The organism is Pseudomonas sp. AIG, from assembly GCF_977020205.1.
Genome location: NZ_CDROCK010000011.1, coordinates 22,216 through 34,521, shown reverse-complemented (window position 1 = coordinate 34,521; position 12,306 = coordinate 22,216). Strand labels below are relative to the sequence as shown.

Here is a 12,306-nt window from a genome sequence, read left to right as displayed (position 1 = left end):
CGTGGCGCTCTGCGCCACATCCGAAGCGGAACGCGGAGCGTCCCCGGCGGCATTCCCACGCGGAGCGTGGGAACGATCATTGTCGGAGGCTTTAAAGGGTTTTCGACATCCGGCTCGCCATCAGTGCCCACCCGAACAGCAGCAAGCAGACAATCATCAGCGGCCACGAGCGCCATTGCAGGTACGGTGTCAGGTTGTGCATCGGCACCACTTCGCCGTAGAGAATGCCCTGTTCAAACTGCGGAATCTGCTCGGTGATCTGCCCGAACGGGTTGATCAGACCGGTCACGCCATTGTTGGTCGCGCGGATCATCCAGCGTCCCGCTTCAAGCGCACGCATCTGCGCCATCTGCAAATGTTGCAGAGGGCCAATCGAAGTGCCGAACCAGGTGTCGTTGCTGATCGTCAGCAACAGATCGCTGCGCGCCGACAGGCCTGCGGCGAATTCCGGATACACCACCTCGTAGCAGATAAACGGTGCGATCTGATAACCCTTGGCCTGCAACAGTGCCTGATCCGCCGGGCCGCGGGCGAAGTCGGACATCGGCAGGTCGAAGAAAGCGATCAGTCCGCGCAATACATCCTGCAACGGTACGTATTCGCCGAATGGCACCAGTTTCTGTTTCAGGTAAGTGCCATCGCCTTCACCGACCACGGTGATGCCGTTGAAGAAACGTTTTTCGTGACGAACCGTTTCGCGGATCGGTACGCCGGTGATCAGCGCTGATTTACGCTCGGCGGCGAAAGTGCCCATCATGTTCAGGTAGCCCTCAGCGGACTCCTTCAATACCGGCACGGCGGTTTCCGGCCAGATCAGCAGGTCCACCGGTTTCGAACGGAAGCTCAGATCGCGGTAAAGCGCCAACTGCGCGTTGAGTTCCGCTGGGTCCCATTTCATGCTTTGCGCGACGTTGCCCTGAATCGCGGCAACGCTCAGAGGCGCGCCGGACGGGCTGGTCCAGGCGTGGCCCTTGAGCGCAATACCGCCCACCCAAGGCCCGACGAGCAGCAGCAGACCGGCAACGACAAAAGCTTTACGGCCGGTTTGCAGCAGACGCGGGGCGTTGTAGATCAGCGCCGCTGTGAGTGCCAGAACGAACGATACCAGCCACATCCCGCCGACTGGCGCGAGTCCGGCCAATGGCCCGTCGAGTTGGCTGTAACCGGAATACAGCCACGGGAAACCGGTGAGGAACCAGCCGCGAAACGCTTCCTGGCCAACCCACAGCGCGGCGAACGCCAAGGCATCGGCCACCGGTGCTTCGTTACGGCGCAACCAGCGCGCCCACAGCCAGGCGGGCAGGGCAAAGAACCAGGCAATCGCGGCGGTGAACAGCAGCATCAGGAACCCGGCCAGCAGCACCGAAGCGCCGCCGAAATGGTGGATGCTGTAGTAGATCCAGCTGGTGCCGGCGCCGAACAGGCCGAAACCGAAGCACCAGCCACGGCCCAGTGCCTGACGCGGGCTCAGCTCGCGCAAACCGGCATAGAACAAGCCGACCGCCAGCAAAGCCAGCGGCCAGATGTTGAAAGGTGCCAGGGCGAAGGTGGTGATTGCACCGGCCGCCACGGCCAGCAGGTTACCGGGCCAGCCGGGGCGGGTTGTCCAGCGCATTTCAGTCCTTAGAATTAACGAGCAATGGGCGTCAGTCGCAGCAAGTGAATCCGACGACTGTCGGCGTTCAGGATGCGGAAACGATAGGCGCCGATTTCAGTGATTTCGTTGCGTTTTGGCAAGTGCCCGAACGCGCTCATCACCAGACCGCCGACGGTGTCGAACTCGTCGTCAGAGAACTCGCTGTCGAAGAATTCGTTGAAGTTCTCGATCGGCGTCAGCGCCTTGATCAGGAAATCGCCACTGGGCAGCGGCTTGATGTAGCTGTCTTCTTCGACGTCGTGCTCGTCTTCGATGTCGCCGACGATCTGTTCCAGCACGTCTTCAATCGTTACCAGACCGGCCACACCGCCGTATTCGTCGATGACGATGGCCATGTGGTTGTGGTTGGCGCGGAACTCACGCAGCAACACGTTCAGGCGCTTGGACTCCGGCACGAACGTGGCCGGGCGCAGCAGATCCTTGATGTTGAAGCTGTCGCCGTTCTCCTTGAGGATCAGCGGCAGCAGGTCCTTGGCCAACAGCACGCCCATCACGTCGTCATGGCTTTCGCCGATGACCGGATAGCGCGAGTGAGCCGAGTCGACCACGGCCGGGAGGAATTCACGGGGTGTCTGGGTCGCCTTGATGCTGATCATCTGCGAGCGCGGCACCATGATGTCGCGTACTTGCAGGTCAGCCACCTGAATGGCGCCTTCAACGATGGCCAGCGCTTCGCTGTCCAGCAGTTTGTTCTGATGTGCATCACGCAGCAGCTCGAGGAGCTCCTGACGGTTCTTCGGCTCGTGGGCAAAAGCCTGGGTCAGTTTACCCAGCCATGACTTCTGCCCGTTGCTCGATCGATCTTCGCTCATAGCGATTACTCTGAATCCTTTGTTGTAACGATAGGGGATGTTTCGGTTTCGTCGTCCGCGTACGGATCGGGATAGCCCAATTCAGCAAGCAACTCGCGTTCCAGTGCTTCCATTTCTTCGGCTTCTTCATCATCTATATGGTCGTAACCAAGCAGATGCAAGCAGCCGTGAATGACCAGATGTGCCCAGTGGGCCTTTAGTTCCTTGCCTTGTTCGGCGGCTTCGCGCTCGACCACGGCCACGCAGATCACCAGATCGCCGAGCAACGGGATGTCGAGAAACTCGTCGGGCACGTCAGCAGGGAACGACAGGACGTTGGTCGCGTAATCCTTTTGGCGCCAGGTGTGGTTGAGCTCGCGGCCTTCTTCCTCGTCGACCAGACGAATGGTCATTTCCGAGTCGGCGGTGCGTTGGCGCAGGGCCAGTTCGCACCACCGGCGGAAGTCGGCTTCACTCGGCGCGTTCGCGTCAGTCGCGATTTGCAGGTCTAGCTCAAGCATTTCGCGAGGTGTCCTTGGGGGCTTCGTCACGGTTTTCGAAGCGCTCGTAGGCTTCGACGATCCGCTGTACCAAAGGATGGCGCACGACGTCTTTGGGCTGGAAGTGCGTGAAGCTGATGCCCGGCACGTCCTTGAGCACTTCGATCACATGGTGCAGACCCGATTTGGTGCCTTTCGGCAGGTCGACCTGGGTGATATCACCGGTGATAACCGCTGTTGAGCCGAAGCCGATCCGGGTGAGGAACATCTTCATCTGTTCGACGGTGGTGTTCTGGCTTTCGTCGAGGATGATGAAGCTGTTGTTCAGCGTGCGGCCGCGCATGTAGGCCAGCGGCGCAACTTCGATCACCTGACGTTCGATCAGCTTGGCCACGTATTCAAAGCCGAGCATCTCGTAGAGCGCGTCGTAGAGCGGGCGCAGGTACGGGTCGATCTTCTGCGACAGGTCGCCGGGCAGGAAGCCGAGTTTTTCACCCGCTTCGACTGCCGGACGCACCAGCAGGATGCGGCGGATCTGCTCGCGCTCGAGTGCATCGACAGCGCAGGCCACGGCCAGATAGGTCTTGCCGGTGCCGGCCGGACCAATCCCGAAGTTGATGTCGTTGCCGAGGATTTCCTTCACATAGCGCAGTTGATTCAAGCCGCGCGGGCGAATCATGCCTTTCTTGGTACGCAGGGCAACGGACGCTTCGGCGGGGGCGTGATTGTCCAGCTCGACGACGGACGATTCCTGCAGGAACAGGTGCACCGTATCTGGCGACAGCTCTGAACCTTTGGTTTCCCGGTACAGGCGACGAATCAGATTTTCCGCAGACGTGGTGTGCTTGGGGTCGCCGATCAGCTCGAACTGGTTTCCGCGGTTGCGGATCTCGATGGTCAGGCGCTGTTCGATCAAGCGCAAATGCTCGTCGAATTGCCCGCACAGATTGGCGAAGCGGCGAGCCTCAAAGGGCTCGAGGATAAAACGATGTGGTTCTATGGGTGCGTTCAAGGTCGTATTTAGCCGCCCTGGGGCAATTAAGATGAAATCAAGGATAACGCCAGAGGCGTGGGTGCGAAAGCTCTTAAATCATCGCTGTTCCTGTGGGAGCGAGCCTGCTCGCGAAAGCGGTGTGTCAGACACATTGTTGTTGAATGTGTCGCCGCCTTCGCGAGCAGGCTCGTTCCCACAGCGCCCTGTGTTGATTATTGGATCAGCGAGCCGCGCAGCGAGTGCGGTTGTGCCGCGTCGATGTGAACGTCGGCGAACTGGCCGATCAGGGTTGGATTGTCGCAGCGGAAGTTGACGATTCGATTATTCTCGGTGCGCCCTTGCAGCTCGCCCGGGTCTTTTTTCGAGTAATCGGTGACCAGAATGCGCTGGATCGAACCGACCATTTGTCGGCTGATCTCGAAACCTTGCTGATTCAGACGGTGCTGCAGCGCGTTCAAGCGTTCTTTCTTCAACTCCTCCGGCGTGTCATCCGCCAGATCGGCAGCCGGAGTGCCCGGGCGCTGGCTGTAAACGAACGAGTAGGAAAAGTCGAAACCGACGTCGGCAATCAGCTTCATGGTCTGTTCGAAATCTTTCTCGGTCTCGCCAGGGAAGCCGACGATGAAGTCCGAACTGATGCAGATTCCCGGCACCGCGGCGCGCAATTTGCGCAGCTTGGATTTGTACTCAAGCGCCGTGTGGTTGCGCTTCATCGCCGCGAGAATCCGATCGGAGCCCGACTGCACCGGCAGGTGCAGGTGCTTGACCAGTTCCGGGACGTCGGCGTGGGCCTGGATCAGGCTGTCGGAGAACTCCAGCGGGTGCGAAGTGGTGTAGCGAATGCGGTCGATGCCATCGATCGCGGCGACTACGCGGATCAGCTCGGCAAGATCCGCCAAGCGACCGTCATGGGTGGTGCCGCGGTAGCCATTGACGTTCTGCCCGAGCAGGGTCACTTCACGCACGCCGTTTTCGGCGAGGTGGATGACTTCGGCGATGACATCGTCGAACGGCCGGCTGACTTCTTCCCCACGGGTGTACGGCACCACACAGAACGTGCAGTACTTGCTGCAGCCTTCCATCACCGACACGTAAGCGCTCGGGCCATCGATGCGCGGCTCGGGCAAGTGGTCGAATTTTTCGATTTCCGGGAACGACACGTCGACTTGCGGCAGTTTGGTGATGCGCGCGGCGTCGATCATTTCCGGCAGGCGGTGCAGGGTCTGTGGGCCGAACACCACATCAACGTACGGCGCGCGATCGCGGATCGCCGCGCCTTCCTGGCTGGCCACGCAACCGCCGACGGCGATCACCATGTCCGGGTTGGCCAGTTTCAGTTCGCGCCAGCGGCCGAGCTGCGAGTACACGCGATCTTGTGCGCGCTCGCGGATCGAGCAGGTGTTGAGCAGAATAACGTCGGCGTCTTCCGCGCGCGCGGTGACTTCCAGGGCCTGATGTTCACCCAGCAGATCGACCATGCGCGAGCTGTCGTACTCGTTCATCTGGCAACCGTGGGTTTCGATGTAAAGCTTCTTGGCCATGGATTAGTGTCGTCACGTGATTCAAAGAACCCGGCATTATAGGGAACAAGCCCTCAGGTTCCTACCGCTGCGCGTCCAGTGGCTATGCTATAGTTTGCGCCCTCATTTTTATCCCCGATGTTATCCCCCCGCCATGACCAAACGCGAAGCTCCAATCTATAAGGTGATTTTCCTCAACCAGGGCCAGGTGTTCGAAATGTACGCCAAGCAGATCTATCAAAGTGATCTGTGGGGTTTTCTGGAAGTGGAAGAGTTCGTCTTTGGCGAGCGCACGCAAGTGGTCGTCGACCCGAGCGAAGAAAAGCTCAAGGCGCAGTTCGAAGGCGTGGTGCGCAGCTTTGTGCCGATGCATTCGATTGTGCGCATCGACGAAGTGGAACGTCTGGGTACCCCGAAAATCAGCGAAGCCCGCGGCGCGGTCGGCAATGTGATGCCGTTCCCGATGCCGATGCCTGAGAAGTAAGCCCGCGATTTTAGATGGGAGGGGATGATCGTTCCCACGCTCTGCGTGGGAATGCCGCCCTCGACGCTCTGCGTCGGTGACGCGGAGCGTCACGGGATGAATTCCCACGCAGAGCGTGGGAACTATCGCTGATCAGGGTAGGGGCGAAAACGGCGTACGCCCATCGGCGCTCTGCAGTTCCATCAGGTATTTACGGAAAATTTGCCCGAGTACCTGGGTGGCGGTTTCGAGATCTTCGCGGGACATTTTTTCAGAGACTTCGTCGGCCGTATCCAGCGCATCTTCGGCGCCGTTGACCGCGGCCATCTTCAGCACGATATACGCCTGAATGTTATTGGCCTGCACGCCTTCACCGTGGAAGAACATCGTGCCGAGTTTGAACTGTGCCTGAGCGTGGCCTTGCAGCGAGGCCTTTTCGAAATAGCTCAGGGCTTGATTGAGGTCGCGCGGCGCATTCTTGCCGTCATAGTAGAACTCACCCAACTCGTATTGCGCTTGCGCATCCCCTTCGTCCGCCGCTTTCTGGCAGGCGGCCAGTGCCTGCGTGACGTCTTGCGGCTGAGTATTGAGGGTGCAACGACCCATCGCCGGGATCAACAACGAGTTGCCGCCTGCTTGTGCATGCGCGAGCAGGGGCTGAAGGAGCAACAGGCAGCCCAAGGCAAGGGTGCGGCCGGTGCGGTTCATGGGAATCGACTTACCTCTGAAGGGCACGCGGACCCATCGAGGGATCCAATAAGCGCGCATTATGAAATAAGCAGGGCCAACCTTACAAAGTCTTTACTCGTTTTTCTGCTGCGCGGGGAATATATCGTCCACTTTATCGGGGATTCTTGGCAGGAGCGTCGGAAAAACGGCTTGGATGTAGGTGAAAGCTGACGCTGGCGATAGCCAACGTCAGCGGTGGCGCAATTATTTCAGTGCAGCGAAGGCGCGCTCGGCGGCATCCAGCGTCAGTTTCAACTCGGCTTCGCCGTGAGCGATCGAGGTGAAACCGGCTTCGAAGGCGCTCGGTGCCAGGTACACACCACCTTCCAGCATCAGGTGGAAGAAGCGCCCGAACAGCGCAGCGTCGCTGGCCATCACGTCTTCAAAAGTGACGATGTCGTCGGCGCCGCTGAAGTACAGGCCGAACATGCCGCCCGCCTGAGTGGTCACGAACGGAATACCAGCCGCATCAGCGCGTTGTTGCAGGCCGTCGAGCAAACGCGTGGTGTAGTCGGTCAGCTCGGCGTGGAACCCCGGACGGCTGATCAGACGCAGGGTGGTCAAACCGGCGGCCATGGCCAGCGGATTACCCGACAGCGTGCCGGCCTGGTACACCGGACCCAGCGGCGCGATGCGCTGCATGATTTCGCGCTTGCCGCCGAAGCAGCCGACCGGCATGCCGCCGCCGATGATCTTGCCGAAGGTGGTCAGGTCAGGGTTGACCCCGTAGTACGCCTGGGCGCCGCCGAGAGCGACGCGGAAACCGGTCATCACTTCGTCGAAAATCAGCACCACGCCATGCTTGTCGCACAGCGAGCGCAGGCCTTCGAGGAAGCCCGGCGCCGGAGGTACGCAGTTCATGTTGCCGGCCACCGGCTCAACGATGATGCACGCCACTTCCTCGCCGACTTCAGCGAGCATCTTTTCAACCGCGTCGATGTCGTTGAACGGCAGGGTCAGGGTGTGTTTGGCGAACGCCGCCGGTACGCCGGCCGAGCTCGGTACGCCCTGGGTCAGTGCGCCGGAACCGGCCTTGACCAGCAGGCTGTCGGAGTGACCGTGGTAGCAGCCTTCGAACTTGATGATGCTGTCGCGGCCGGTGTAACCACGGGCCAGACGGATCGCGCTCATGGTCGCTTCAGTACCGGAGCTGACCATGCGCACCATGTCCATCGACGGCACCAGCGAGCAGACCAGATCGGCCATCTCGGTTTCCATCGCGGTCGGCGCGCCGTACGACAAGCCATGTTGCAGTTGATTGCGCACTGCGTCGAGCACGTCCGGGTGGCTGTGGCCGAGGATCATCGGACCCCACGAACCAACGTAATCGACATAACGCTTGTCGTCTTCGTCGGTCACGTAAGCGCCTTCAGCGTGTTTGAAGAACAGCGGGGTGCCGCCAACGCTCTTGAATGCGCGGACTGGCGAGTTCACGCCACCGGGAATGTGTTTCTGGGCGTTGGCAAACAGGGTTTCGGAACGAGACATGATCGGGCTCTCAAATCAGACTTTCAGTAATTCATTGAACGCGCGGGCGCGGCGGGTCACTTCGGCGGTGCTCTCGGCACCAAATAGACCGTGGACCACAGCGAGCAGGTCGACCCCATGGGCCACCAGCGGCGCGGCGTTGTCGAGGGTGATGCCGCCAATCGCGCAGACCGGCAGGTGCAGCGTGCGTTTGGCTTCGTCGAGCAGATCGAGGCTGCAGGTCGGCGCGCCGGGTTTGGTGTTGGAATTGAAGAAGCGACCGAAGGCGACATAGCTCGCGCCTTCTTTGGCCGCTTGTTCGGCCAGCGCGATTTGCGCGTGGCAGGTCGAACCGATGATCGCTTTCGAACCGAGCAGCGCGCGGGTCGGCGACAGCGGGCCGTCGGTCTGACCGAGGTGCACGCCGACGTTGAGGCGCGCGGCCAGTTCGGCATCATCGTTGATGATCAGCTGCGTCTTGTAGCGCTCGCACAAATCGCGCAGCGCTTCGGCCTCACGCAGACGGCGCGCCTCGTCGCTGCTCTTGTCGCGGTATTGCAGCAGGGTGACGCCGCCTTCCAGCGCCGCCTCCACGTAAGACAGAAACTTGCCCGCCAGCAATTCGCTGTCGGTAATGGCATACAGGCCACGTAGTTTCATCGGGCAGACCTCACGACGTTACGAGCAGAAATCCAGCGGCAGGCGACGTGGAACGAACTGGCCTTTGCCCAGTTGTTCGGCGTCGCGCAGGGTGCGCCAGGTGTAATCCAATGCACTGCGCACGGCGCTGGCGAGGTGTTCGCCTTGAGCCAGGCGACCGGCCAAAGCACTGGCCAGTGTGCAACCGGAGCCGTGGTAGCTGCCCGGCAGACGCTGGCAGATAAAGGTTTCACGCAGACCGTCGCGGCTGTACACGCGGTTGTGGATTTCAGTTTCGTCGCCGTGGCCGCCAGTGATCAGCAGGTTTTTGACGAACGGCAGGAGTTTTTCCGCGCATTCGTCGGCGGTGCCTTCGGGCAGTTCGGCGAGGATGCGCGCTTCAGGAAGGTTGGGGGTGGCAATGATCGACAGCGGCAGCAGACGCTCGCGCATCGCATAGCCGACCTCGTCCTTGCCCAGACGTCCGCCGCCACCGGCGCGCAGCACCGGGTCGCAGACCACCGGCAAGTGCGGGTGCGCCGAAAGCAGTTCGACAACGGTGTCGACCATTTCCAGCGAACCGAGCATGCCCAGTTTGACGGCGGCGACTTCGGAGTCGTTGAGCACGGCATTGGCCTGAGCCAGTACCCACTCACGGTCGAGGACGCGGAAGTCAGTGACGTTGACGGTGTCTTGCACGGTCAGGGCGGTGACGGCCGGAGCCGCATGGCAACCCTGCGCGAGCAAGGCTTCGATATCTGCCTGCAAGCCGGCGCCACCACTTGGGTCGTGGCCGGAGAGACAGAGGACAACGGGGCGGGAGCTGTAGATATTCATGGTGCGCGAGCTTACCACCAAACCTGATTTTCGGGTTCAGTGCCGTTGTCCCGGGCCGATAACCTGGCAGGAGAATCCGACCGCTCTGTCACAAGCTGACCAACTCAACAGCTCTAGCCCGCTGCTTTGCTCTGGAACGCCCGTTCTAGAGCCTTTGTAGGAAAAATTTCAATGGTGCTCAATGGCCATCAACCGCTATGCTAGTCTGGATCCAAACCAATAACAGGTAATACCGGTTTTACGTCTACTCAAAGGGAATGGGGGGGCTTCCTGACACAACCGGACGAGCCACGCTGGGGCTTCAATGCGCTATCTGCTGATGTTGCTGTTCTGCTTGCCCCTCATGGCGAGCGCCGTCGAATTCGACGAATTTACCCAGAGCCTCCCTCTGGGCCGGTCGCTGCAAGTGTTCGAAGACCCGAGCGGTCAGGCGAGCATTGCCGATGTTCGTGCGCAAGCTGCCGCCGGCAATTTCAAACCCCACGATAAAGCCACGCTCAATGCCGGTTATTCACGCTCGGCGTTCTGGCTGAAGATCGACCTGCATTATCGTCCGAGCAATCCCGCTGCCCAGCGCACCTGGTTGCTGGAACTGGCGTATCCACCGCTCGACCATCTCGACCTTTATACAGCCGACACTAATGGCGACTACCGACTCGTTCGGCAAACCGGCGATGCCTGGCCGTTCGCCAGCCGCGAGATCCGCCAGAACAACTATTTGTTCGACCTTTCATTCAAACCGGATCAACAGCAGACCGTGTACCTGCGCCTGGCCAGCGAAGGCTCGATTCAGGCACCCGTCACATTGTGGTCGAGCACCGCGTACCTCGAAGACCAACCGGTGCGCCTGTATGTGCTGGGCATCATTTATGGCGTGCTGCTGGGGATGGTGGTTTACAACCTGTTCATCTTCCTTAGCGTGCGCGATACCAGCTACCTCTATTACATCTTCTATATTGCCTCGTTTGGCCTTTATCAGCTGTCGGTGAACGGCGCGGCGGTGGAGTATTTCTGGCCGGACAATCCGTGGTGGGCCAACGCCGCGACGCCGTTCTTCATTGGTTGCGCCGGTCTGTTCGGCAGTCAGTTCGCCCGTAGCTTCTTGCAGACCAAAAACCACAGCCGTGGGCTTGATCGTGTGCTGATCGGATTGATCGCGTTCAGCGCGGTGGTCATCGGTTTGTCGCTGATGACCAGTTACGCCCTGGCCCTGCGCCTGGCAACGACGCTGGCACTGACCTTCACCGTCGTGATTTTCGCCGCCGGGATTCTGGCCTGGTGGCGCGGCTTGCGGGTGGCGCGCTATTTCATCATCGCCTGGTCGGCGTTTCTGCTCGGCGGCATCGTCAACACGCTGATGGTGCTCGGCCTGCTGCCGAACGTGTTCCTGACCATGTACGCCAGCCAGATCGGTTCGGCGATCGAAGTGGCGCTGCTGTCGCTGGCGCTGGCCGACCGCATCAACGCCATGCGTGAGCAACAGGCGCAGACCCTGTACGACGCCGGGCAGAAACTCGAAGTGCTCAACCAGCAATTGGCCCACAGCAACAAGCTCAAAGATGAGTTTTTGGCGACCCTGACCCACGAACTGCGCACGCCGATGAACGGGGTGATCGGTTCGCTGGAACTGATGCAGACGGTCGAGATGGACCCGGAGCTTGAGCAGTATCAGCAAACCGCCGCCGGTTCTGCGCGGGACATGATGCGCATGGTCAACGGCATCCTCACCCTCACTGAATTGCAGGCTGGCAAGCTCAAGGCCGCGCCGGGCAGCTTCAGCCTGCGCACGGTGGTCGAGGCGTTGCGCGTGCAGTTCGACGGCAATGCGGCGAGCAAGTCGCTGGACTTCAAGGTCGAGGTGCTGCCGACCCTGCCGGATCGCCTGCACGGCGACAGCGCCAAACTCGCGCAATGCCTGGAATGCCTGCTCGACAACGCAATCAAGTTCACCCGTGTCGGTGGGTTGGCGCTGCGCGTGACTGGCAAACCGTCGACGGGCCATCGTCTGGCGCTGTCGTTTGCAGTGATTGACACCGGCATCGGGTTCACTGATCTGGGCGAAGCGACGATGTACCAGCGCTTCTTCCAGCTCGACGGTTCGATGACCCGCGAATACGGCGGGCTGGGCGTCGGTCTGGCGATCTGCCGACAATTGGTCGAGCTGCTTGGCGGCAAGCTCACTCATCGCTCTGAACCGGGGCGTGGCAGTCGCTTTCAGCTGGATGTCGAGTTCGAATTGCCGGTGGTTGAACCCGCATCGATCCCGGCGCCTTCGCGCAATTTCGTGCGCGCACCGCAGGACTGCACGGTGTTGCTGGTGGACGATAACAGCGTCAATCAACTGGTGATGCGCGGCATGTTGCTCAAGCTCGGCTTCCGCGTGCGCACTGCCGACAACGGCACGGCGGCGCTCGAATGCCTGCAACGTGAAACGGTGGATGCAGTATTGATCGATTGCCAGTTGCCAAGCCACGAAGGCGCTTCGTTGTGCTGCCAGATTCATGCGTTGCCCGGATGCGCCAACCTGCCAGTGTTCATGCTGGCGTTGAACGCTGATCGAGAGCTTTGCGCCACCGGTGCAGCGATCGATTACCTGAACAAACCGGTGAAATTCGAAGATCTGCAATCTGCACTGGTACGGCGGGTGCTGTGCTGTTGATGGGGTAAAAGCGCCGCAAATTCGGCGGATATGACACTTTGACCGGTTGC

The 12,306-nt window shown here is 60.4% G+C and carries 11 protein-coding genes; 2 read left to right on the top strand and 9 right to left on the bottom strand.

The features are described 5' to 3' along the window. Window positions 1–91 precede the first annotated feature (91 nt). The 5 genes from lnt to miaB form a co-directional block, all read right to left on the bottom strand. Window positions 92–1,615: an apolipoprotein N-acyltransferase gene (gene lnt / locus ACWR1S_RS09330; RefSeq protein ID WP_454563276.1), complete on the bottom strand. Its 1,524-nt coding sequence runs from the start codon at window positions 1,613–1,615 to the stop codon at window positions 92–94. Window positions 1,616–1,629: 14 nt separating this feature from the next. Continuing rightward, a complete protein-coding gene (locus ACWR1S_RS09325; RefSeq protein ID WP_007909641.1) occupies window positions 1,630–2,469 on the bottom strand; it encodes an HlyC/CorC family transporter in 840 nt (279 codons plus the stop codon). A gap of 5 nt (window positions 2,470–2,474) precedes the next feature. Next, the gene (ybeY, locus tag ACWR1S_RS09320; RefSeq protein WP_454563275.1) at window positions 2,475–2,969 is read right to left on the bottom strand and encodes an rRNA maturation RNase YbeY; all 495 of its coding nucleotides are present in this window, start codon (window positions 2,967–2,969) and stop codon (window positions 2,475–2,477) included. After that, window positions 2,962–3,960 carry a PhoH family protein gene (locus ACWR1S_RS09315; RefSeq protein ID WP_322844916.1) on the bottom strand — a complete coding sequence of 333 codons (999 nt, stop codon included), beginning with the start codon at window positions 3,958–3,960 and terminating at the stop codon, window positions 2,962–2,964. The genes ybeY and ACWR1S_RS09315 overlap by 8 nt, the downstream gene beginning before the upstream one ends. 194 nt (window positions 3,961–4,154) lie before the next feature. Further along, window positions 4,155–5,483, bottom strand: coding sequence for a tRNA (N6-isopentenyl adenosine(37)-C2)-methylthiotransferase MiaB (miaB, locus tag ACWR1S_RS09310; protein WP_034153780.1), 1,329 nt, complete (start codon window positions 5,481–5,483; stop codon window positions 4,155–4,157). 133 nt (window positions 5,484–5,616) lie between these two features. On the opposite strand from miaB, the gene ACWR1S_RS09305 reads away from it, so the two are divergent. Beyond that, the gene (locus tag ACWR1S_RS09305) at window positions 5,617–5,946 is read left to right on the top strand and encodes a DUF1820 family protein (protein WP_003185742.1); all 330 of its coding nucleotides are present in this window, start codon (window positions 5,617–5,619) and stop codon (window positions 5,944–5,946) included. Window positions 5,947–6,078: 132 nt separating this feature from the next. Here the strand turns inward: ACWR1S_RS09305 and ACWR1S_RS09300 are convergent, their stop codons facing one another. The 4 genes from ACWR1S_RS09300 to ACWR1S_RS09285 all read right to left on the bottom strand — a co-directional run bounded on the left by ACWR1S_RS09300 (window position 6,079) and on the right by ACWR1S_RS09285 (window position 9,597). Beyond that, window positions 6,079–6,633 carry a tetratricopeptide repeat protein gene (locus ACWR1S_RS09300; protein ID WP_003228518.1) on the bottom strand — a complete coding sequence of 185 codons (555 nt, stop codon included), beginning with the start codon at window positions 6,631–6,633 and terminating at the stop codon, window positions 6,079–6,081. A 225-nt stretch (window positions 6,634–6,858) separates the two neighbouring features. Further along, a complete protein-coding gene (hemL, locus tag ACWR1S_RS09295) occupies window positions 6,859–8,142 on the bottom strand; it encodes a glutamate-1-semialdehyde 2,1-aminomutase (RefSeq protein WP_108226241.1) in 1,284 nt (427 codons plus the stop codon). Window positions 8,143–8,157: 15 nt separating this feature from the next. Then, on the bottom strand, window positions 8,158–8,781 hold the full coding sequence (gene thiE, locus ACWR1S_RS09290; RefSeq protein WP_454563274.1) for a thiamine phosphate synthase: 624 nt from the start codon (window positions 8,779–8,781) through the stop codon (window positions 8,158–8,160). A gap of 18 nt (window positions 8,782–8,799) precedes the next feature. Beyond that, the gene (locus ACWR1S_RS09285) at window positions 8,800–9,597 is read right to left on the bottom strand and encodes a hydroxymethylpyrimidine/phosphomethylpyrimidine kinase (RefSeq protein ID WP_007909650.1); all 798 of its coding nucleotides are present in this window, start codon (window positions 9,595–9,597) and stop codon (window positions 8,800–8,802) included. 304 nt (window positions 9,598–9,901) lie between these two features. Here ACWR1S_RS09285 and ACWR1S_RS09280 point away from each other — a divergent pair, with 304 nt between their 5' ends. Beyond that, complete coding sequence (locus ACWR1S_RS09280; RefSeq protein ID WP_454563273.1) at window positions 9,902–12,256, top strand: 7TM diverse intracellular signaling domain-containing protein; 2,355 nt, start codon at window positions 9,902–9,904, stop codon at window positions 12,254–12,256. Window positions 12,257–12,306 lie beyond the last annotated feature (50 nt).